18 protein-coding genes are annotated in these 23988 nt (G+C 40.4%); 14 read left to right on the forward strand and 4 right to left on the reverse strand.

What is annotated here, in order from left to right:
* Positions 1 to 38 precede the first annotated feature (38 nt).
* Positions 39 to 1643 (forward strand): AbgT family transporter, encoded by a 1605-nt coding sequence (locus tag J9318_RS05700; protein ID WP_280518178.1) that lies wholly within the window; start codon positions 39 to 41, stop codon positions 1641 to 1643.
* A gap of 131 nt (positions 1644 to 1774) precedes the next feature.
* On the opposite strand, the gene J9318_RS05705 is transcribed toward J9318_RS05700, so the two are convergent.
* The 4 genes from J9318_RS05705 to J9318_RS05720 form a co-directional block, all read right to left on the reverse strand.
* Complete coding sequence (locus J9318_RS05705) at positions 1775 to 2824, reverse strand: hypothetical protein (protein ID WP_210562089.1); 1050 nt, start codon at positions 2822 to 2824, stop codon at positions 1775 to 1777.
* 15 nt (positions 2825 to 2839) lie between these two features.
* Complete coding sequence (locus J9318_RS05710; protein ID WP_425314330.1) at positions 2840 to 4321, reverse strand: S10 family peptidase; 1482 nt, start codon at positions 4319 to 4321, stop codon at positions 2840 to 2842.
* 130 nt (positions 4322 to 4451) lie between these two features.
* Positions 4452 to 5321 (reverse strand): helix-turn-helix transcriptional regulator, encoded by an 870-nt coding sequence (locus J9318_RS05715; protein ID WP_210562091.1) that lies wholly within the window; start codon positions 5319 to 5321, stop codon positions 4452 to 4454.
* Between the two features lie 119 nt (positions 5322 to 5440).
* On the reverse strand, positions 5441 to 7294 hold the full coding sequence (locus J9318_RS05720) for a tetratricopeptide repeat-containing diguanylate cyclase (RefSeq protein WP_210562092.1): 1854 nt from the start codon (positions 7292 to 7294) through the stop codon (positions 5441 to 5443).
* Between the two features lie 191 nt (positions 7295 to 7485).
* Between J9318_RS05720 and ligA the strand changes: the two genes are divergently transcribed.
* From ligA to fliM, 13 genes are all read left to right on the forward strand, one after another.
* On the forward strand, positions 7486 to 9522 hold the full coding sequence (gene ligA, locus J9318_RS05725) for an NAD-dependent DNA ligase LigA (RefSeq protein WP_210562093.1): 2037 nt from the start codon (positions 7486 to 7488) through the stop codon (positions 9520 to 9522).
* A gap of 131 nt (positions 9523 to 9653) precedes the next feature.
* Entirely contained in the window at positions 9654 to 11147 is a 1494-nt protein-coding gene (locus tag J9318_RS05730; RefSeq protein WP_210562094.1) for a sigma-54 interaction domain-containing protein, read from the forward strand.
* Positions 11148 to 11276: 129 nt separating this feature from the next.
* Positions 11277 to 12488, forward strand: coding sequence for a sensor histidine kinase (locus J9318_RS05735; protein ID WP_210562095.1), 1212 nt, complete (start codon positions 11277 to 11279; stop codon positions 12486 to 12488).
* Positions 12485 to 13834, forward strand: a complete 1350-nt coding sequence (locus J9318_RS05740) for a sigma-54-dependent transcriptional regulator (RefSeq protein ID WP_210562096.1) — start codon at positions 12485 to 12487, stop codon at positions 13832 to 13834. The genes J9318_RS05735 and J9318_RS05740 overlap by 4 nt, the downstream gene beginning before the upstream one ends.
* A gap of 257 nt (positions 13835 to 14091) precedes the next feature.
* A complete protein-coding gene (fliE, locus tag J9318_RS05745) occupies positions 14092 to 14445 on the forward strand; it encodes a flagellar hook-basal body complex protein FliE (protein ID WP_210562097.1) in 354 nt (117 codons plus the stop codon).
* Between the two features lie 96 nt (positions 14446 to 14541).
* A complete protein-coding gene (fliF, locus tag J9318_RS05750; protein ID WP_244732042.1) occupies positions 14542 to 16206 on the forward strand; it encodes a flagellar basal-body MS-ring/collar protein FliF in 1665 nt (554 codons plus the stop codon).
* Positions 16199 to 17254: a flagellar motor switch protein FliG gene (gene fliG, locus J9318_RS05755; protein ID WP_210562098.1), complete on the forward strand. Its 1056-nt coding sequence runs from the start codon at positions 16199 to 16201 to the stop codon at positions 17252 to 17254. Before fliF ends, fliG begins: the two co-directional genes overlap by 8 nt.
* A gap of 33 nt (positions 17255 to 17287) precedes the next feature.
* Positions 17288 to 18247 carry a flagellar assembly protein FliH gene (fliH, locus tag J9318_RS05760; RefSeq protein ID WP_210562099.1) on the forward strand — a complete coding sequence of 320 codons (960 nt, stop codon included), beginning with the start codon at positions 17288 to 17290 and terminating at the stop codon, positions 18245 to 18247.
* Positions 18247 to 19572 carry a flagellar protein export ATPase FliI gene (fliI, locus tag J9318_RS05765; protein WP_210562100.1) on the forward strand — a complete coding sequence of 442 codons (1326 nt, stop codon included), beginning with the start codon at positions 18247 to 18249 and terminating at the stop codon, positions 19570 to 19572. The genes fliH and fliI overlap by 1 nt, the downstream gene beginning before the upstream one ends.
* Before the next feature lie 12 nt (positions 19573 to 19584).
* On the forward strand, positions 19585 to 20037 hold the full coding sequence (fliJ, locus tag J9318_RS05770; protein ID WP_210562101.1) for a flagellar export protein FliJ: 453 nt from the start codon (positions 19585 to 19587) through the stop codon (positions 20035 to 20037).
* Between the two features lie 121 nt (positions 20038 to 20158).
* Positions 20159 to 22213 carry a flagellar hook-length control protein FliK gene (locus J9318_RS05775; protein WP_210562102.1) on the forward strand — a complete coding sequence of 685 codons (2055 nt, stop codon included), beginning with the start codon at positions 20159 to 20161 and terminating at the stop codon, positions 22211 to 22213.
* Between the two features lie 148 nt (positions 22214 to 22361).
* Positions 22362 to 22886, forward strand: a complete 525-nt coding sequence (fliL, locus tag J9318_RS05780) for a flagellar basal body-associated protein FliL (RefSeq protein WP_210562103.1) — start codon at positions 22362 to 22364, stop codon at positions 22884 to 22886.
* 32 nt (positions 22887 to 22918) lie between these two features.
* Entirely contained in the window at positions 22919 to 23986 is a 1068-nt protein-coding gene (gene fliM / locus J9318_RS05785) for a flagellar motor switch protein FliM (protein WP_210562104.1), read from the forward strand.
* The last annotated feature ends 2 nt before the right edge of the window (positions 23987 to 23988 follow it).

The following is a 23988-nucleotide window of genomic DNA, read 5'->3' on the forward strand; positions in this document are numbered from 1 at the left end:
ATAGACTAAGGGCTGGATATTTTATTGAGGTTATTGTTTTGTCTAATATTTCACCAGGCTCACAGGGAGCAGTTGAAAATCGAAATTGGTTTAATCGCTTTTTAGCCACAGTCGAATGGCTGGGGAATCTATTACCACACCCAGTTACTTTATTTGCCTTGTTTGCGGCGGGTGTTGTAGTACTAAGTGGTATATTGGGATTCTTCGATGTTAACGTTGCCGACCCTCGTCCAGAGGGAGCTGCAGGTCGAGCATCGAACGGGTTAATCGAAGTCGTTTCGTTAATGAACGCTGAGGGCTTGCAAAGAATATTTACAGGCTTAGTGACGAATTTCACAGGTTTTGCGCCGTTGGGAACCGTGCTTGTGGCAATGTTAGGTGTTGCTGTTGCTGAACATTCGGGGCTGTTATCAGCCGCAATGCGAGCGTTGGTTATGAATGCGTCAAAACGAGCAGTCACAGTAACGATAGTGTTTGCTGGTATTGTTTCAAATACAGCTTCAGAACTTGGCTATGTGGTATTAATTCCATTAGCGGCGATGATTTTCCATTCATTAGGACGCCACCCTTTAGCAGGTTTAGCCGCCGCATTCGCAGGGGTGTCGGGTGGTTATTCAGCAAACATTTTTTTAGGTACGGTTGATCCGTTATTAGCTGGTTTTACCGAAAGTGCTGCGCATCTAATAAACCCAAATTACGTTGTTGGGCCGGAAGTAAACTGGTACTTCATGTTTGTTAGTACTTTTGTAATATCAGCCGCCGGTGCATTTGTAACTGAAAAAATCGTTGAGCCACGTTTAGGTCCATATAATCCAAAAGACGCGTCGATTGATTTGGGCGAACAAAAAATGGATACTCCATCCGATGCCGAGCGACAAGGTTTAAAAGCCGCAGGATTAGCCTTGTTAGCTGTTACTGCACTATTAAGTATTACTATCATACCAATAGACGTGCCAGGCTTTGGAGCATTGTTAAACCCTGAAACGGGCAACATAACAGGCTCTCCGTTTTTAAAAAGTATTGTTGTTATTATTTTTATTGTATTTGGCTTTGTGGGTTTTGTTTACGGCCGTGTAGCTGGAACAATGAAAAATGATCGAGACGTTATTGATGCAATGTCAAAGAGTATTGGTAGTCTTGGTTTGTATATAACGTTAGTTTTCTTTGCTGCACAATTTGTTGCTTTCTTTAAGTGGACTAATTTAGGAACTGTTTTAGCAGTAAAAGGCGCAGCATTATTGCAATACTTGGGGCTAGATGGACCTGAAGTGTTTGTCTTGTTTATTATTATGTGTGCGATTGTAAATTTAAGTTTAGGCAGTGCATCGGCGCAGTGGGCAATCACCGCACCGATCTTTGTACCTATGCTAATGTTGATTGGTTATGCACCTGAAGTTATTCAAGCCGCCTATCGTATTGGTGATTCTATCTCGAATTTGATCACGCCAATGATGAGTTACTTTGGGTTAATCCTTGCGATGGCAGCTAAATACAAAAAAGACTTAGGCTTAGGTACGCTAATCGCTATGATGTTGCCATATTCTATGGTGTTTTTTGTAGTGTGGACCGTATTCTTTTATGTCTGGGTATTCTTATTGGGCATGCCAGTAGGGCCGGGCGCAGCAACTTATTACAACCCGTAGTAGCGAGTTGTAACTCTTATAAAAATGGAGCCTAAGTCGGCTCCATTTTTTTTATCCATTGAACCTAATTCAAAACCAAATTCTGATTTAACTATTTACTTTGTATCAAACATAAGCAGATTTTTGTCAGACTAAAAAGTGATTTTTACTACAGTGTCATCACCACCAACAGCAATACAGTAGTTGCTGGTGCAATCAATGGCCCACATATCAAGTGATGAAATAAGTTGCCACTTTGGGCTATTAGGTTTCAGCATTGCAATGCCATCTGGGCTTGTTGCAAAAATATGCCCTTGATTAATGGCCGAGCCGTAAATAGCGCCATTAATTGGTAGGTTAGGTAGGGCAACCCAACTTTCTTGCTTGATGTTATATTGATAAGCAAGTGCCGGATTGTCTTTAGTTTTTAAAGTACCGCCGAACGCATAAACATTATTATCGCTCAGTTGCACAGAAAAAATACCTGCGGCTTCACCACCTTTAAATGGCGATTCGACGCTTTGCCAATCACTATTAACCTCTTTTATTAAGAGGCGTGGTTTTATCGTGTTGCCGGTTGCTATTACTAGGTCACCTCGGTTACTTGAGTTAATACAAGTCCCGCTTGAAGCAAACCCGCCCTCTAATGCTCGTGCATCATAAGGAAGGCGCTCAGGTTGCCAACTATTCGCATCGTCAGTTGACTTGAACACGGTTAAGTTTGAGTTAACAGAATCACCGTATAACCAATATGTTTGGTTTGCCTCAGTGATACAGTTATAAAAGTCGGTTGGTTTATGGCCTTGTAAAGTAAGTTGCCAGGACAAGCCGTTATCTTTTGATACATACACTCGTGACATGGCACCTTCACCGGCGGACATCAAAACAAGTCTTTGCGGGTCCGCGTACACATCTCTAAATTGAAGTTTGTCTTTTTTTGCTGGCGCTTTTAAAGCTAGCCAGGTAAAACCCGCATCTTCACTCTTGTAAATGCTTGAGTTTGTGCCACTTACAAAAATAGTCTTATCATCAACAATTTTTACGGCTTGAAAACGGTTGCCGGTTGAAATTTGTTGTGCAGATACTTCAATGTGCAATTCTTGATTTTGTGCACTTACCAATGTTGGACAGGCGAGTGCAAAAAGCGCAGTCATATACCAATTACGATTTCGTTTACTTGAGTTGACTCGATTTAAATTCAAACTAAAAGCCTCGCATTAATATTTTGCTGGTGTGTTGCTATTTGGTATCGTGTTTTTGATAAATTCACGAATGTCTTGATTTGACTGTTTTAAGTCCTCTTTTCGAAGATACATCATGTGGCCACTTCTATAACCTTTAAATGACAAGCGATCTTTCATTTTTCCGCTTTGGTCTAGTTGCCACATAGAATATTTTGCATCGAAATAATTGGTTGCGCCGTCGTAATAGCCAGCTTGAATCATGACATTTAAATATGGGTTTTGAGCCATTGCTAAACGTAGGTCTTTACCGGTTGTGTTATTGCTTCTGTCCCAAGGGTATACGTTACCAAACATGTTGTACTTAAGATCAGTAATATAGCCGAGTTCTTCACGCAAGTAGTAGTTTATTGCAGGAGTGAAACTATGTAACCAGGAGGTTAATTCTGCGTTGTAGTCGGGGCGAGTACCTGATTCTTTTTCGTCTATTCCTAAGTATCTAGAGTCAAGCCGGCCAACTGTTTGTCCTTCATTTCGTAACAATGCCTTCCAAAAATATGACGTGCTGATATCAAGATTGTTTTGTAAAACCACTTCTTTTGTCAAACCTGAATAGGTAGCAACTTTTGCGGCAATGTTGGCTTTTAATTCGTTTGAGATAAAACCACCTTGTGCTAAGGCTGGCAAATACTGACCTATGGTAAAAGATTCTACTTCGTTTAGAACATCGATTAAATCTCGAGATTGTAAATCATCGCTTAACTTGTTGTGGTACCACGCTGCCGCAGCAAAGTAAGGAAGTCTATTGGCCGCTTTAACAGGCCCATCTCGTTTCATACCCATATCAGTAGGGGAAACAAGTATAACGCCATTCAAATACATCCACTGGCTGTTTTGAAGCTCATGCGCCAAGCCTGCCACGCGAGTTGTGCCATAACTTTCACCAATTAAATACTTTGGCGATCTCCAGCGATTATTCCGAGTTACAAAGGTAGAAATCCAATCAGCTAAATAAGTGATGTCAGCATTAACGCCAAAAAACATCTCTTTCTGTTCAGGCTTCGAAGGCATTTTGCCTTCTTTGTTTGGAAGTACTCTTGAGTAGCCGGTATTTACAGGGTTTACATAAACAATATCGGCAACATCTAAAATAGAATAGGGATTGGATTTTGTTCCGTAGGGCTGCAGAGGGTAACCTTCATCATCGACGTTTAAGATTTTAGGACCGGTATAGGCCATATGCATCCAGACAGATGCTGAGCCAGGGCCACCATTAAAAGATATTATAAGTGGGCGTGTCTCCGAATTTTTAACGCCAGTACGCTTATAATAGGTATAAAAGAGAGTAGCTGTAGGCTCGCCATTTTCATTCCACACAGGCTGGTTACCGATAGTAGCGGTGTAAGACAATTTTGAGCCATTTATGCGTGTAGAAAACTCGTTGGTTGTGCTTTCATCAATTTTACTTTTTACGTCGTATTCTGAACTCATCGCATGTATATGAGCACTAATAGACATAAGAACGCCTATAATAAAAATGCGACTATATTTGGTGATATTAGTGTGAGTCATACAACATCCTGTTAATTTAATAATAGATGAACAATTTATAACACTTAATAATACTTTTTGTACAAAACTGAGGTAGTTAGTCAAATACCCAAGGTCGAATTAGATCTAAATTATCAATGACTATTTGTTGAGCCTTAGGATCTGCATTTATGGTGTGAATATCAATGTTCAATGAACGAAGTAAGTAGGCGATTAAACTTGCTCTTATGGTAATTTCTAATTTCCCATTATCCATTCCGTAATCACATTCTATGACTGCCTGTTGTTCATGAGTAAGGCGACGGTCAGGGATAAGAATGACGGTAATATATTGATTCCAATTAACATCGTCGGATTCAGTTTTTGTACTTTTGGCGTCTTCGATTTCTGGAGCCTCGAAAAATCGCGTTAAAACGAAGTCTCTAAATGACTGGTTTTTTTCACAATACGCTCTTACATGCCAGCGGTTTGCAGCGAATACTAATGAGTGTGGAGCAATAACTCGACCGTCGGGCTTAGGATCGTTAATAGAACGGTAGTCAACTTCAAGGCGTAAATTATTGTGGCAGGCTTTTATTATCGGTCGCAGAATATCGGCGCTAATTGAACGGTTTGGAAGTGGAAGCTGGTGGCAATGACCAAACCCTAAATCGAGTCGTTCAAAGTGAAGATTTAAATCACTATTACGCTCTAATAGATGCAAATACTCTTCTGCGGTGCCTTGAGTTAAACGAGGCGAAAATTCTGGGCTTGGCAAATAACCTTTTTGTGAGGAATCATATATAAGGTTTTCTGGTGCTATTTCTTCAAGATACTTTTTTATATCTTTTGAAGCTTGTTGGCGACGAATACCAAAGTAGTCACATAAATGTTTAGTAGTTAATCGACCTTCCCATAGCGCCACAATTTCAATAAGCCTTAATCGAAGAAGCAAGTCATATCGGTAGGGCCAATGAGCGTCCGTCATGTTTAATCCTTTAAATGTGTTTCCAATCTAGGTAGTTTAAAGGCTTTGGTTAAACATGTATATGAATTAAAGGGCGGAGAAAGTTAACGTGTAACCATTGGATACACGTTGTTGAGTGTTCAAAATACAGCTTTGTTACGTCCAGTCTCTTTCGCTTTGTAAAGATTTTCATCTGCGCGATTGATGGCTTTATTAAGGTTTGCATCTTTTATATCTACTTGCGTCGCGCCAAGACTAAATGTGATTTTGTAATCACTTGGAATGTTTGATAGCTCAATAGCGTTCAAGTTTTTAGTCACTCGGTCAAAAATTAGTTTTACATCGTCAACGGTGGTGTTGGTTAAAACTAATAACCATTCTTCACCGCCGTAACGACCGAACCTGTCCTGATTACGAATGGAACTACTAAGCGCCGTTGAAAATGCCTTTAAGACATCATCACCTACATCATGGCCGAAGTTGTCGTTAATCGCTTTGAAAAAATCAACGTCAATAATAGCAATGGTTAAAGGTGAACGATTGCGTTTTGATATTTGAAACTGTCGCTCAGCAAACTCTAAAATAGCGCGCCTGTTAGGAGAGCCAGTAAGGTGATCTTTAAGGGCCATTTCTTGGAAGTGATTTTTATTTACGAGTATGCGACGAAGTAAGTAGCCGATAATAAGCATTAACACAACCGAAAATGCCAACGCTAATCGCCAGATTGTTGTTTCTTTTTGCTCTTGCTTTAATCGCAACTCTTGAAGTTCATTTTCTTGTTGCAAAATACGGTTGTCGGTCTCCTTCTTCTGACTATCGTAAGCTACTAACAACTCTTGAATCTGTTTGTTATTTTGTTTTTCGAACTGTTCGATATATTGCTTGGTTACATCTACTTGCAATTCATAGGCGACTTTAAAGTCTTTTTGCAATGCCGCCAGCTTAGCTTCCATTCTTGTATAACTAACATCCCATCTGTCATCTGCATATTCGTCAATGATAGGTTTTAACGCGAGCAGTTCTTGATTTACTTCATCTGACTTTTCTAATTCAATTAGACAGTTAATTTTACCAATAGAGGTAGATACAATATTGTTCTTGTCGTTATTTTCTTTAAAAAAAGCTAATGCTTGCTCGTAATACAACAACGCCTTTTCAAAGTTCTTTTGTTTTTCAAATAGCTCACCAAACGCTTGGTTTGTCCATGCAACGCCAGCTAAGTCGTCTATCTCGCGATTTAACGCTAATGTTTGAGTTAATGTTTCTTGAGCTTTAGCGTAGTCATTCTTGGCGATGTAGTTACCAGCTAAATTAAAAAGTGTTACAGACTCACTGTATTTGTCGTTGCTTTTAATCGAAATCTGTCTCACTTCTTCTAAATATTTTATGGCAATATCGTATTCAGCTCTTTGTGAGAAGATATTTGCTAAGCCGTTGAGTGTACTGGAAAGGCCAACTTCATCGCCGAGCTTTTCGTAAAGTGCTTGCGACTTTTTAAAGTAATTTAACGCTTGTTCAGTTTTGCGGTTGTTATAAGCATTAATTCCTAGCGCATTTATAATACCAGCTACAACCTTTTCATCTTCAATAAGCAATAAATTCTCTTCAATGTCATTGATGAGTGATGAAACGGGTTTATTTTGTATTGTATTGATGGTGAGTTGAATTAATTGAAAGCGAGTTCTTGACTCGAGTAAGTGAGCCGCAGTGGTTCTTGGAAAGTATAGATCTACTATTTGTTGGGCGGATTGAATTTGTTCAAGCGCTAATAATAACTCGGCTTTATAAACTTGAGCTCGTATTTCTGAATGACGCCAGTCTTCGGCTTCGGCTAATAAAATTAAAGCTTCTAATTGCTCTAATTGTTGTTTTGGCGTTGATGCGTAATCCACAGCCATTACGTCCAATTGTTTCTTAAACTCCACTTCATTTGAAGGTTCTGCTAGCACCTTGCCAATCGAGAGAAAGAAAATAAGGATTATAAGAATTCGCATAGGCTGTCTAAAAAGTCCTAATGTAAACAAATGTTTCTAAAAAAGTACAAGCGTAAAATGACATAAAACTGCATAAAAATCACCTCTTTTGTGCATAAAATATCAGTATAAAAATAAAGTGTTTTAATTAAATTTAAAAATAGCATTAAATACCTATAAAATAGCTCTAATTAAAAAAAACGATATCTAATATGACTTTATCTAGTGACATTAAAGAGCAGATTTCTGCATTAGCCAATCTACTCCACAAATATAACCATGAATATTATGTTTTAGACCAACCAACGATTCCTGACGCTGAATATGATCGCGTATTTAGGGAGTTGCAAGCGCTTGAACAGTCCAACCCTGAACTGAAACTTGCAGACTCACCAACGCAAAAAGTGGGCGGAAAAGCGCTAGATAAATTTGAACAGGTTAGCCACGAAGTACCTATGTTGTCGCTTGATAATGCGATGGTAGAGGAAGAGTTTGTCGCGTTTAACAAACGTATCAGTGAACGTGTTAAATCGATAGATGAGTTAGAGTTTTGCTGTGAGCCAAAGTTAGATGGATTAGCGGTTAGCTTACTTTATGTTGATGGTGTTTTAACTCAAGCTGCAACACGGGGCGATGGTAGCGTTGGCGAGAATATTACGGCCAATGTAAAGACGATAAAATCAATTCCACTGCGTTTATCTGGGGAGGCCATTCCGAAGCGTGTAGAAGTGCGTGGTGAGGTATTTTTATGGTTAGATGGCTTTAACGCGTATAACGAAAAAGCGCTCAAAGAAAATACTAAACCTATGGTTAACCCTAGAAATGGTGCAGCGGGTAGTTTACGTCAATTAGATTCAAAAATTACAGCGTCTCGACCATTGGGTTTTTATGCATATAGCTTAGGTGTTGTAAGCGATGAAATAAACTTGCCACAGACCCATTATGAACGACTGAAATTAGTTAATTCTTGGGGGCTACCGCTTTGTCCTGAAGTAACCGTCGTTACAGGTGTCGACGGGGTGCTCGACTTTTACCAAGATATCCAAGAAAAGCGTAGCAGTTTAAATTATGAAATTGATGGTACCGTTCTTAAAGTAAATAGTATCGACTTACAAGAACAACTGGGTTTTGTGGCGAGAGCGCCGCGTTGGGCCATTGCTTATAAATTTCCCGCTCAAGAAGAGCTTACCGTTTTAAATGATGTTGAATTTCAAGTCGGACGCACAGGTGCAATTACTCCAGTCGCTAAGCTTGAACCGGTTTTTGTTGGTGGTGTCACAGTATCAAATGCGACATTACATAATAGTGAAGAAATTGAGCGCTTGGGGATAAAAATTGGTGATACCGTCATTATTCGACGTGCCGGTGACGTTATTCCACAAGTGGCAGGCGTTGTTTTAGATAGAAGACCGGACAATGCGCAAACGATCACGTTTCCTAATGAGTGTCCGGTTTGTCAATCACATGTCGAAAAACTGGAAGGCGAAGCGGTAACTCGTTGTACGGGGGGCTTAGTGTGTGGTGCGCAACGTAAACAAGCCATCAAACATTTTGCGTCTCGGAAGGCTTTTGATATCGACGGTTTGGGTGACAAAATTGTTGATCAACTTGTAGACGCAGATCTAATTCAATCACCTGCTGATTTATTCGATTTAGAACAATCCCAAATTGAAAGTCTTGAACGAATGGGACCAAAGTCAGCTGCAAATCTTATTGACGCTTTAGAAACATCTAAAGTAACTAGCTTACCTAAGTTTATTTACTCTTTAGGAATCCGGGAAGTAGGTGAAGCTACCGCAGCTAACTTAGCGGCATACTTTTTAACGTTAGAGGCAATACAATCGGCAAGTGTTGAAGAGTTAATTGAAGTAAATGATGTGGGTAATATTGTTGCTCAACATGTATTTTCGTTTTTCAGAGAACAACATAACCTCGACATTATCGATAAACTTAAAACCGCTGGCGTAAACTGGCCTAACATCGAGAAAAAATCTGAAGATGAACAACCGTTAGCAGGCTTGACCTATGTAATCACTGGCTCATTGAGCGTAGTAAGCCGAAATGATGCAAAAGCACTTCTGACAGGTTTAGGAGCTAAAGTTGCTGGTAGTGTGTCAGCTAAAACAGATTATCTTGTTGCCGGTGAAAAAGCAGGTTCAAAACTCACAAAGGCACAAGATTTGAATGTTCCTGTATTAGATGAAGCGGGGTTGCTTGAGTTACTTGACGGGCATGGCGTTAATTACTAAATACTACTGTTAGCCTGTCAAAAATTAGTCAAACCGAGCGCTTTCGTCAATTTATTGTCGGAAGTGCTTGCAAGTCCGATCTTCACGGTTACAATCAATGTATAAAATCAATAAGATAGTATTCATAGAACATGGCTAAAGAACAGTACAGTGTCGCGAAAGGCGGACTAGGTAAAATTATTATCCTCGATGAGAATGAGAAAAGGGCGCAATTGATTGCGAACTTACTCAACTTTATTGGCGAACCTTGTGAGCTTGTCACGGAAAGTAATTTATCAGACGCCTGCCAGCCTGAAGAATCAGTTTTAGCTTGTGTTTTAGGTGCCTTATCATCAGGCGATCATGAGCGCATTGTTGCCTCCCAGCCAGCGGTGCCATTCCTCGTCTTAGGCGACACACTTAAATACTTGTTCGATAAGAAAAATGTCATTGGCCTATTAAGCGAGCCACTGGCATATCCAGTCGTTGTTCAACAAATTCGAGATTGCCAAGAATATAAGCGTTTAATTCCAAAAAGAAATGCTTCAACTGACGGTTCCATGTTTGATGGTTTAATTGGCCAAACAAATGCCATGCAAACAATACGTTTCTTGATAAAACAGGTTGCTGAAAAAGAAGCTAACGTACTTATACTGGGCGACTCAGGAACTGGTAAAGAAGTTATCGCAAGAAATGTTCACTTGCTGTCTAATCGTGCTAAGGGTCCATTCGTCCCTGTTAACTGTGGTGCGATACCAGGTGAATTACTTGAAAGTGAATTGTTTGGTCATGAAAAAGGAGCGTTTACTGGAGCAATAAGCTCTCGTAAAGGTCGTTTTGAATTAGCCCAAGGCGGCACATTATTTCTAGATGAAATAGGTGATATGCCACTGCAGATGCAAGTTAAGCTACTGCGAGTGATACAAGAGCGCACTTACGAAAGAGTTGGCGGGAACAAACCTATTAAGGCTGACGTTAGAATTATTGCGGCGACTCATCGTAATTTGGAAACGATGATCGAGGAAAATAGGTTTAGAGAAGACTTGTACTACAGATTAAATGTATTCCCAATTGAATCACCATCATTAAAAGACAGACGTGACGACTTAGAAGTACTTATACAAGAGTTCATTGCTCGTTTTGAAAAACAGCATCAAGCCCGTTTTAACCTTACCGAACGTGCATTAGAGTCTTTAAAGCAACACACTTGGCCAGGCAATGTTCGCGAATTAGGTAATTTGGTTGAACGTTTGTTAATTATGTTTCCAAATCAAATGGTTGATGTGCACGACTTACCGCAGAGATATTGCTATACCGACGAAGCACCATTTGTTCCTGAGTATCCAGATGAAATTATGGAACGTCAGGCATTAAATGATATTTTTGCATTTAACGATGAGTCAGATGAAGACGATTCTGATGACTTTGTAATGTCTGCAACCTCGTTAGCGGATCCAACCACAGTGATGCTTCCGGAAGAGGGTATTGACCTGAAAGAGTTTTTAGCAGAGTTAGAAGTTAACCTTATTGAGCAGGCGCTACAAAGCTGCGATTACGTAGTATCTCGTGCTGCTGAACAATTATCTCTGCGACGCACCACGCTAGTAGAAAAAATGAGAAAGTACGATTTAAATAAAGATGAATAATCTTTGTCAAAAAATTGTAAACCCATCCATTCACTGAAAAGCCTAAGTAAGTTGTTGAAATTAAAGGGTTAAAAAGTTGGCACAATAGTTGTTTGATTCACTGTGTATTAACACAAGTGAGGCAGTATTATGTCAGCCAGATTATCTACAGCAATTACAGAGCAGCGCGTTATCGATGCAAATATTAAATTAGCATCATTCACGTCTAAATTTCGCAGCTTTGCCGAGCCTGAGGCGGCTAATTCTCCAAGCGTGTCAGTGGCTAAACCAACTGACAAGTTAACAACACAACAAATTGAAGAACTTCGCCAGCAAAACGACGATCTAAGTCATCTAGTTGATGTGTTACCAAATGGTGTCGTCGTTTTAGACAATAAAGGTATGGTTCAACAAGCGAATAAGTTTGCAATAGCACTTTTAGGTGAACCTCTTGAGGGCGAGAAATGGCGTACTGTTATAGCGCGTTCATTTAAACCTCGCGAAGATGATGGTCACGAAGTATCTTTAGTTAATGGTCGTCGCGTTAAATTAGAAATTATGCCACTTAAGTCGGGTCAACTTATTGTAATGACCGACTTAACGGAAACTAGACAATTACAAGAACGTATTAGCCATTTGCAGCGCGTTTCTGCCTTAGGACGAATGGTCGCAAGTTTAGCGCACCAAATACGTACACCTTTGTCTGCCGCTATGTTGTACTCCGCAAATTTAGCAAACAATCGATTAAAATCAGAACAGCGCAGTAATTTCGTCAATAAATTGTCATCTCGACTTTCCGACCTTGAGAAGCAGGTTAACGATATGTTGATGTTTGCTAAGAGTGGTGAAAATCAAGTGCTAGAGCAAGTCTCATTGCAACAACTACTAACTAATGTTCATCAAAGCTCTGAAGCTATGGTGCAGCCAGCAGGTACAATGACGGTTGAATTACCTGAGCCAGATATTTTATTGCTTGCTAATAAAACAAGTCTTGCCAGCGCTATTACCAATTTAGTTCACAATGCCGTACAGGTCGTTGGTGAAGGCGTTCATATTCACTTAGCTGCGCGTCGAGTAGAAAATAATCCAAATCAAGTCTGTATTTCTGTTGAGGACAACGGCCCAGGAATAGATGCCAGTTTAATTGATAAAATATTTGAGCCGTTTTATACAACTCGCTCTCAGGGCACGGGTTTAGGCTTATCTGTTGTGAAAACAGTAGCGCAAGCTCATCAAGGCAAAGTGGCGGTGAAGAATAAAGTTTCAGGCGGAGCCGTATTCTCTATTTATCTGCCAATTAAACTAGCACCACAAAACGAAATGCATTCAGTAGAAACTGTATCTCAGGAGGTTATCGCATGAACCAGTCACAAATATTAGTTGTTGAAGACGACTCAGGTTTACGAGAAGCGTTAGTCGATACACTCTCTATCGCAGGTTATTCTGTTGTGGAAGCCGAGTCGGCGGAAACAGCTTTGGTAAAACTAAAAGAAACTGTCATTGATTTAATCGTATCAGACGTTCAAATGGGCGGGTTGTCAGGTTTAGACTTATTGAAGTCGGTTAAAAAACTATACCCTAATACACCATTTTTATTGATGACCGCTTACGCAACTATTGACCATGCTGTTGAGGCGATGAAATATGGTGCTATCGACTATATGGCAAAACCATTTGCGCCAGAAGTACTATTAAATATGGTCGGTCGATATGCTCCGGTCAAACAGACCGATAGACATGATCCAGTTGTGGCAGATAAAAAGAGTATTGAGCTTTTAAAGCTGGCCGCAAAAGTTGCAGCGTCTGATGCATCGGTAATGATCACGGGCCCAAGCGGCTCTGGTAAAGAAGTGATGGCAAGATATATACATGACCAATCGCCACGTTCTGAGCATGATTTTATTGCGATAAACTGTGCGGCTATTCCGGATAATATGCTTGAAGCAACATTATTTGGTTATGAAAAAGGTGCCTTTACTGGTGCAATACAAGCTTGCCCTGGAAAATTTGAACAAGCGCAACACGGTACTATCTTGCTCGATGAAATTACTGAAATGGACTTGAACCTTCAGGCTAAACTTCTTCGAGTTTTACAAGAGCGTGAAGTGGAACGTTTGGGCAGCCGTAAAACGGTAAAACTAGATGTGCGAGTGCTTGCAACATCAAATCGAGATTTAGCGACGGCCGTCAAAGAAGGGAAGTTTAGAGAAGATTTATTTTATCGCTTAAACGTATTTCCGATTAAGTGGCTACCACTTAGCGCTCGCAAAGATGACTTACTACCAATCGCAGAACATCTTTTAAGTCGTTACTGCATTGAAACTGGTAGAGAGATTCCGGTAATTGGGGCCGGAGCTATGCATAAATTAATGCAACATAATTGGCCTGGTAATGTTCGCGAGCTGGATAATGTGATTCAACGAGCACTTATTCTTTGTACTGCCAATACCATTGAAGCTGAGCATATTCTAGTGGAAGAGTTTGCTGTTGATAACATTGCAGCCAATATTCAGGCGACAAATCAAATTGACGACAGTGGCGACTTCAAAATGGAAATCCGCGATCAAGAGAACCGAATTATTCTTGATGCATTGCAAGCCTGCCAGGGTAAACGAAAAGACGTAGCTGAAAAGTTAGGCATTAGTCCTAGAACCTTACGCTACAAACTTGCAAAAATGCGTGAGCAAGGGATTGAAGTACCTGCGTAACCGACTATCTAAGTTTGCCCGCTAATTAACATGATGAATGTTTAGCGGGCTTTTTTAGGTTGTCGTCTCAATTTATGCTTTTATATCAAGCCACAAAGTCACTAAAAAACAGTGGTAGTCAAAACTCCGTCACTATCTAGCTATAGAATTCCCGTCAAGATAATCATTAAACTATTGATTTGTAACGATAATAAATTGGCATCATTCGTGCTTTATCTAGTTCAGTAAAGAAATGCTCCTGAATAGAGGACTCGATAATGAACATTCAAGCTAACAACTTATATGCAGAGTTACAAAGCATGGCGTCACAAGCGTCAAGCCAAACAATTCGTCCAAATAATGAGATCAATCCTTTTGCTCAGGCGCAAAAAGTCAATAACCCGTCGTCAGCTAATTTTGGTGAGCTATTAGAGCAAGCCGTTAATAATGTAAATGACTTACAAAAAACATCTGGCGAGTTAAAAAATCGATTAGAAATGGGCGACCGCTCAGTTTCTCTTGCTGAAACAATGATTGCATCGCAAAAAGCAGGCATTGCTTTTGAAGCAACGGTTCAAGTTCGTAACAAACTTGTCGAAGCCTACAAAACAATAATGAGCATGCCTGTTTAGGCTTTATTCAGCAGTTAAATATAGAATTAAGGGTTTAACGTGGCAGACGAACTAACTACTCAAATGACAACACCTGGACAAGATGTCTCTAACGATATGGTATCGCTAAACGGCGATATGGATAACGTTGAAGAGCAAAAGTCTGGTTTTTTAAGCGCAGCATCAAGTGCAGACTTATTACGCCAAGGTGCGTTGATATTAGCGTTAGTAATTTGTATTGCGATTACGATTTTCATTTTTATGTGGTCTCGAGAGCCTGAGCTTCGCCCGCTTGGTCAGTTTAATACTGAGCAACTTATCGAAACACTAGATTTCCTTGATGCTCAAAAAGTTGAATACAAATTAGAGCAAAATACTATTTTAGTGCCAGCTGATGCTTATCAAAATATCAAACTATCTTTGGCTCGTGGTGGTCTTTCTCAAGCGCCGTCAGAAGGTTCTGAAATTTTAATGCAAGACACTGGGTTTGGTGTTAGTCAGCGTATGGAAACAGAGCGACTTAAACATAGCCGAGAGCAGCAATTGGCGAGAACCATAGAAGAACTAAATTCAGTAGGTAGAGCACGCGTTTTACTGGCTATTCCAAAAGAAAACATCTTTGCTCGTCATACGAAACAACCTTCTGCTACTGTTGTCGTTACTCTACAACGTGGTCGTATGCTTAAAACAGAAGAAATAGACAGTATCGTGGATATAGTGGCATCAGCGGTTCAAGGTTTATCTACATCGCGTGTCACTGTGACCGATCAAAATGGACGACTACTAAATTCTGGTTCACAAAACTCACTTTCTGCTCTTTCACGTAAACAATTTGAAATTGAGCAAAAACGTGAAGATGAATACTTACAAAAAATTAATTCAATTTTATCTCCTGTCATCGGAATGGAAAACTATACCGCGCAGGTTGATGTAACAATGGACTTCACGCAGGTTCAAGAAACACAAAAGACTTACAACCCTGACTTACCAGCGATTAGAAGTGAATTTATAATTGAAGAAAATCAAACGGGTAATGGTCCTGTAGGCATTCCAGGTGCATTATCAAATCAGCCACCATTAGAGTCTGATATTCCAGAAGAAGCTGGTAATGCGAGAAATCGTGGTGCAACTGGCCGTTCTCACAAAGAACAAACAAGAAATTACGAATTAGATCAGACAATTAGCCACAAGCAAAATCAAACGGGCGTGGTACGTAGACTGAGCGTATCAGTTGCTGTCGATTACATTGTTACAACAGCGGAAGACGGTACGATTCAAAAAACGCCTCGTTCACAACAGGCATTGGTTAACATTCGTCGATTACTGCAAGGCGGTATCGGTTTTGACCTAAACCGCGGTGATACGCTTGAGGTAGTAACCATTCCATTTAATAAGGTCGATGCACTGTCAACAGAAGATGTGCCTATTTATTTACAAGAGTGGTTCCAGCCAATGATAAAAACGGTTGCGGCTATGCTTGTTATCATTGTTCTTATTATCTTCTTAGTTCGTCCATTATTGAACAAGTTGATTAGTCCAGAAGATACAACCGATAAATATGAAGAAGATGCTCTCGGTGGTGTAGACTTAGGTGATGAAGCATTAGATATGCTTAATACAGAATTTGATGAGAAAGACATAGGCTTTGCGGCCGACGGAACGCTACAATTACCAGACTTACATGGTGATGAAGACTTGCTTAAAGCAGTTAGAGCATTAGTAGCAAATGAACCAGAATTGTCGTCGCAAGTAGTTAAAGGGTGGTTATTAGAAGATGAATGATGTCGTAGCAGCAGAAAACACAAAACCAGCGGGTAAACCGGCGTTTGATGTAGAGAAGCTTGAAGGCGTTGAAAAAGCCGCCATCCTTTTATTAAGCTTATCAGAAGAAGACGCAGCACAGATACTTAAACACTTAGAACCTAAACAGGTGCAAAAAGTGGGTATCGCAATGGCGCAGCTAGATGATTTAAGCCAAGACAAGATATCCGCCGTTCATAGTTTGTTTATCGAACAAATTCAGGACTACAGTACGATTGGCTTCCAGTCTGAAGACTTTATTAAGAAAGCGTTAACAGCCGCATTAGGTGAAGATAAAGCCGCGACGCTTCTAGACCAAATAATCTTAGGTGGCGGAGCGAAAGGTCTTGATTCCTTAAAATGGATGGACTCCAAGCAAGTTGCGAACATTATTCGAAACGAACACCCTCAAATCCAAACCATTGTTTTGGCTTATTTAGCACCAGATCAATCGGCGGAGATATTGAGTCAATTCTCTGACAAGGTTCGAATTGATTTAACCATGCGTATAGCCAACCTTGAAGAAGTTCAACCAGCAGCACTTCAAGAATTAAATGAAATCATGGAGAAACAGTTTGCCGGACAAGCAGGTGCTCAAGCAGCGAAAATGGGCGGTTTAAAAGCGGCAGCAGAAATCATGAACTTCTTAGATACCAATATCGAAGGTCAATTGATGGATGCTATGCGTGAGCATGACGAAGAAATGGCACAACAAATTCAAGATCTTATGTTTGTATTTGATAACTTAATTGATGTAGATGACCGAGCGATTCAGGCAATACTTCGTGAAGTACAACAAGACTCATTAATGAAAGCTATTAAAGGTGCGGACGACGCATTAAAAGAGAAGATCTTAAAGAACATGTCGAAACGTGCTGCCGATATGATGGCAGATGATTTGGAGGCGATGCCACCAATTCGAGTTTCGGAAGTTGAAACAGCGCAGAAAGAAATCTTAGCTATCGCTCGTCGTTTAGCAGACGCGGGTGAAATTATGTTAGGCGGTGGTGGTGGTGAAGACTTCTTGTAAGTCTTCATTTTAAAAAGTCTAAGTGAGTAAATTGTGACTGAAAAATTGACTAATAAACCGATAACGCCAACTCGAGAAATGTTAGAAATTCTTGAGGAATGGGCCGCGCCTGATGTTAGTGCGTCAAAAAAAGCAACAGTCGTAGGTAAAACAAATTTTTTAGGCGTACCGATTGAGGAGCTATATAAAGCCAAGCCTCAATTAATTGAACCTGAAGCAGAAGAAGTGCCACAACTTACTGCAGCTGAAATTGAAACCATTCGTCAAGAAGCTTTTGAAGAGGGATTTGCAGAAGGGCGTCAGGCAGGTATAGAAAAAGGTTATGAAGAAGGATTGGCTCAAGGTAAAGAGGAAGGTCTTGAATTAGGTCATAAAGACGGTTTTGAAGCGGGCAAAGAAGAAGGCGCTGATGACCTTAAGCAACAGTTAGCTCGTTGGGAAGGCCTACTTCAACAGTTATATAACCCAATTGAGCGTGTTGATAAGTCTACCGAACAGCAATTATTAAACTTGGCTGTAATGCTTGCCGAGTCAGTACTTAGAACCGAAATTAAGTCGAATAAAGACAGCCTTTTAGCGGCGTTACACGAATCTGTTGCAGCTTTACCTTTTAATACCGAATTTGCTGAAATACACATGCATCCGGATGATTTAGCTTTGATTCAAGAGCAGTATTCAGAAGCCGAGTTAGCAGAACAAAAGTGGATTCTCAAGCCTGAAGCACATTTCAACATTGGTGATGTGATTGTTGCAACCCCTAACTCTTTGATAGATCGAACACTGGAGCAACGCATTAAACAGACATTCGATGATTTTATTGAAGACATGGGCTTACAATCTGAATCGAACAAAGGTCCATCTGTAGGTCAGGCAGTAAGTTTAGATGAAAACAACCTTGATACAAATACTCCGGAAACAGAGCCAACACATCAGGCCGAACAGCAAAATGATACTGGCAACGCAGATGCAATTGATCCGCAGCAGGACTCATAATGATATCGCTCACAGACAAAATCATTAAAGCCCAGCGACGTGTTAAAGATGCAGTCCCTGAGGTATCAGGACGATTAACTAAGGTGAATGGTTTAACACTCGAAGCGGTTGGTGTTTCTGTGCCATTAGGCGGGCATTGTCGAATTCAGACGATGACTGGTGAAGTGGACGCGGAAGTTGTCGGTTTTGAAAACGATAAAATATTCTTAATGCCAACAGACCAAGTTGAAGGCATCGTGCCACGAGGTCGAGTTACTACATCTAGTCGTAGTCAAAAATTACCATTGTCTTTATCGTTACTTGGACGAGTTATAGATCCGGCGGGTCAACCACTTGACGGTTTAGGTCCAATAGAAACTGATGCAGATGCAAATCATAAATCTAAGCCAATTAACCCGTTATCAAGACGACCGATTAAATCTTCCATCGATGTCGGGGTAAAAGCAATTAATGGTATTTTGACGGTTGGTCAAGGTCAGCGAATGGGTTTATTTGCAGGTTCTGGTGTAGGTAAGTCCGTATTACTAGGCATGATGACAAAGGGGACAACTGCTGATGTAGTGGTCGTCGGTTTGATAGGCGAGCGTGGTCGAGAAGTAAAAGAATTCATTGATGAAATTTTAGGTGAGGAAGGCAGGCAAAGAGCCGTAGTTGTCGCTGCACCTGCAGATATGGCACCTATTCGTCGGTTAAAGGGTTGCGAAACTGCAACTCAAGTGGCTGAGTACTTTAGAGATCAGGGCTTAAACGTATTACTGCTTATCGACTCAATCACTCGATATGCTCAAGCGCAGCGAGAAATTGCCTTGGCAATTGGTGAGCCACCTGCAACAAAAGGTTATCCAGCATCGGTATTTGCCAAGCTACCAGCTTTGGTAGAGCGTGCAGGTAACGGCGGTGACGGCCAAGGTTCAATAACGGCATTTTATACTGTGTTATCAGAAGGAGATGATCTGCAAGATCCAATTGCTGACGCCTCTCGTGCGATTTTAGATGGTCATATTGTGCTATCACGAGACTTAGCCGATGCAGGGCATTATCCGGCAATAGATGTCACTAAATCCATAAGCCGAGTAATGCCACAGGTCACATCACCAGAACATCTTCAAATGGCGCTTCGATTTAAAAAATACCTATCAGCTTACGAGCAAAATAAAGATCTTATTTCAATCGGGGCTTATGCCTCTGGTAGCAATCCAGTTGTTGATAAAGCCATTCAACTCAAGCCCGTGATAGATGCTTATTTACAGCAAAAAATGTCTGATATATACCCTTATGATCAATCGTTAATGCAGCTTCAAGCGCTAACTAATGAAATGCCATAATGGAGTTTATGTATGAGCAAAGACGATAACCAACTATTAGTTTTAAAAAAAATAGAATCTGATAAAGAGCAACAAGCTATTACGGCGATGCAGTCGGCTCAGGCATACTTGCAATCGAATGAAGCTAAACTTAGAGAAGTGCAATCTTATAAGTTAGACTATTTGAAACGTATGCAAGAGCGAGGTGTTACGGGTATTGGTGGCGCAAGCTATCAACATTATCAGCGGTTTATTGTGCAATTAGACCAAGGCATTAGCGCTCAAGCGAACGTTGTAGATATTGCAAAGCAAGTGGTCGAGCAACGCAAACAAGAATGGTTTATGCAAAAAAATAAAGTAAAAGCCGTCGACACGTTACTTACAAAAAAAGCCCAAGAAAGGCAGCAGCGTATTGATAAGTTCGAACAAAATCAGTCAGATGAGTTTGCATCTCAGCAATATATACGCCGTAAGTTAGCGATTTAGCATTTCCTATAACAGCCCACGCTCAATTAAATAAAGTGACTTTCTTCCAGGTTGGAACGATCCTTGAATAATAAATCAATAATTAAGTGACTTTGATGCCGAATATTGGTTAGGAGCAATCATGCTACAACAACACAGAATTTTACCAGAGCCTTTGCCTACAAAGCCTGTAGAGCGAGATGTGAGTGTTAAAAGAAATCAGTATGAGTCTAAATCTAACGATACGAGGCAAGATTTTGATAGTGCCATGGTGGCAATTAATAGACGGCAAAAGCAACGTCAAGTAGAAGAACATCAAGCTTATAAAAGAGAGCAGAGTCGAGTTGACAACGCCAGAGATCGAAACTCACGGGATAATGAAGTCTCAGCGAGCGCTAAAACCGATTATTCAAATAATGACAAGGTTACCGCAAACAAAGATCGAAATATTACGAATAATGATAAGCGAGCGAGTTCGGACATCGAGCCTGGTGAGACTCGTTCTTCTAATAGCAAACAACACTTAAATGAAGGCGACAAAGATAAGCTTACGGTTGCCATGTCATCGTTACAAAAAGACGAAAAAGCAAATGAAGTTTTACAGGAATTGGCCACTAAATTTTCTGGTAAAGAGCTTGTACAAAAACTTAATCAGCTATTGAATTCTTTGATTCAAGCGACCGGCGACGAAACTTCTCAACAATCAGCATCTGATCCGTTAGTTGGTAAAGACTCTGAGTTGTTTGATAAATTGTTAACTCAATCAAGTAATTCTGAGCTCGCAACCTTTGTTAATCAATTGCAAAAGTTACCTGATGTTGACCATTTGTCTAAAGAACTGCAAATGCAACTTAAACAGTTGCTGGCCCGTTTCTCTGACATTATGAATAGCGTCGATGCGTCAAGTCAATCCAATAAAACTGAAGCAGAGGCGACAGACGCTCTTTTTGATAGTGCTGAATTAACCGCGAGCCATAATGACGACACATCCAACGGTCATGAATTTAACGCAGCACAAGATCAGTTAGGAGACTTTTTAAAGAAGCTTATCTTAGGCAATGAAGCTCTATCAAAATTGACTGTTCAAGACATATCGACGGACGCTGAAGTTGCGACTGAAAATAAGCAACCATTGAGTTGGTTAAACAACCTAATGTCGCAAGTTAAATCGGATAGCCCAAACAATACAGAGGCAACTGAACTTCAAAATAGCGCAGCTATTGATGCTTCATCAAAAGGCCAAAAGGCGCAAGTATTATTAGATGCCGATAATGTAAGTAACTTGAAAACATCACAAGTTCAAGAACAACATCAAGATCACGAGCAATTGCAACAAGCTGCAGTAATGACGATGAATATCGCATCTGACAGTGCTACAAAAGGGGCATTGCAAGCTGCAATTAATACACCATTTAAAGCAAGCCAGGTTAATGCATTATTAAATACAGCGACCAGCGCTCAATTTACTAATGGCCAGGCGATTAATGCAAGTTTTGCGCAACTTCAAGCGGATCCAAGTCAGTTACAAGCCTTAGCTGCAGCGAGCGAATTGGGGCAGCTTAATGAATTGAACTTTGAACAGTCTCGACTCTCAAAATTGATAGCAAATAGCGAACCTAGTTTGGTATCACCGCAAGTTACTGACGTAAGAGCAAAAGCTGACGTCGTAGATGTGTTAGGTGTCCAGCTTGACAAAACACTTCAAGCGCCAAAGTTAGAAAGTGTTGCACAAGCTAAAAGTGAATTGATGATCAAAGAAAATATATTATTTAACAAACAAGAACTGGCATCCAATATTCAGCAACAAGTTGGCTTAATGATGGCGAGAAATATGAAGTCTATTGATATTCGTCTTGATCCACCTGAACTTGGAAGTATGCAAATCAAATTAAGTCTTGGCACAGAGCAAGCGTCGGTGAGTTTTGTCGTGTCTAATCAACAAGCCAAAGATGCACTGGAAAATAGTATACCTAGGTTGCGAGAGCTCCTTGAGCAGCAAGGTATGCAATTAGCGGATAGTAATGTAAAAAAAGATAACTCGAATGGCCAAAGTGGTACTGAAGCGGACGCTCAATCAACTGAGTTAGGTCAAGCCAATACCGCAGATACTGACGGTGAAGGCGACGCAAACGACCATAAAAATAACCAACAGAACTACAATATCGCCTCACCTTGGCAGGTGGACTATTACGCATAATTAGGTATTAGAACTTTCGTTGTATGTAAATACATCGATTAGTGAATTTTATTTGTGTAATTTTGACTGTGACAAGCATATTGTTTGCTAAAACAGGCAATCGACAATACCATATAAAGGTCGGAAATAATTACAGTTGGAACTTAACATGGCAGATGAAAACGAAGAGTTAACGCTAGAAGAGGAAGGTGGTAAAGGCGGCAAAATGAAATTAATCATTATTGCTGTTGTTGTGATAGTTGTTGGCGCTGTAGCTGCTTTTTTTCTGTTAGGTGGGGATGATGCTCCTGTTGATGAAGCTGCAACAGAACAAACTGAAGGCGCGCCGAAAGAAGAGAAGCCTGTTGAAGTTGGAACGGCAAAATATGTCACTATGCCTCGCCCATTTACGTTTAACGTGCCGGGCACGTCGCGAGATCGACTCGTTCAAATAAAAGTTCAGTTAATGGTACGCGGCGACAATAATGAAGAGCTTGCCCAAAAGCATATTCCATTAATTGAAGGTGCGTTACTAAAAGCGTTTAGTACAGGCAATGCTGATGCACTAGCTACGGCAGCCGGAAAAGATGCATTAAAGTTAAAAGCGGCACAAGAAGTGCAGAAGTCTGTTATTGATGTTGCTGGTTCAAAAATTGTTGAAGAAGTATTATTTACCGGTTTTGTTATGCAATAGGCAAACAAAGCTAATTTAATTAAGAGAAAACTATGACTGATTTACTGTCACAAGACGAAATTGACGCGCTACTCCACGGTGTCGATGACGTTGAAGAAGAAGAGATAGATGAGGATAGCGGCGGTGGCCGTGGTATGTCCGACTATGACTTTTCTTCGCAAGATAGAATTGTCCGAGGTCGTATGCCAACACTTGAGTTGGTTAACGAACGATTTGCTCGACATATGCGAATCAGTCTGTTCAACATGATGCGCCGCACTGCAGAAGTGTCAATAAACGGTGTACAAATGATCAAGTTTGGTGAGTACATACATACGCTATTTGTACCAACAAGCTTAAATATGGTTCGTTTTCGTCCTTTAAAGGGAACTGGGTTAATTACAATGGAGGCGCGACTTGTCTTCATTCTAGTGGACAACTTCTTTGGTGGTGATGGTCGTTACCATGCAAAAATTGAAGGACGCGAATTTACGCCAACCGAGCGTCGTATTATACAAATGCTCCTCAAGTTGATTTTTGAAGATTATAAAGAAGCCTGGTCCCCAGTAATGGATGTATCTTTTGAATATTTGGATTCAGAAGTAAACCCGGCAATGGCAAACATAGTGTCGCCAACAGAAGTGATTGTCATTAGCTCGTTTCATATTGAGCTAGATGGCGGCGGCGGTGACTTCCATGTTGCTTTACCATATTCAATGTTGGAGCCAATTAGAGAATTACTAGATGCGGGTGTTCAAAGTGACCGTGAAGATACGGATTATCGTTGGAGCAAAGCGCTACGCGATGAAATAATGGATGTTCATGTTGACTTACATACGCAATTACTCGAAATGCAACTGCCTCTTCATCAAGTAATGGAACTTAAAGATGGCGATATTATTCCTATCGAAATGCCAGAGTTCATTACCGTATTTATTGAAGAGTTACCAACCTATCGCGCCAAGTTAGGTCGCTGTAGAGATAATGTAGCATTGCAAATTGCAGAAAAAATAAAACGACCAGAATCGGCTAAGTCAGAAATGAACGTACTGACTAAAGGTGGCCGTCGCTTAGATGACGACTCAGAATTATTAGCACTTGAAGACGATTTAGAACTTTAAGT

This window comes from Psychrosphaera aestuarii, assembly GCF_017948405.1.
GTDB lineage: Bacteria > Pseudomonadota > Gammaproteobacteria > Enterobacterales > Alteromonadaceae > Psychrosphaera > Psychrosphaera aestuarii.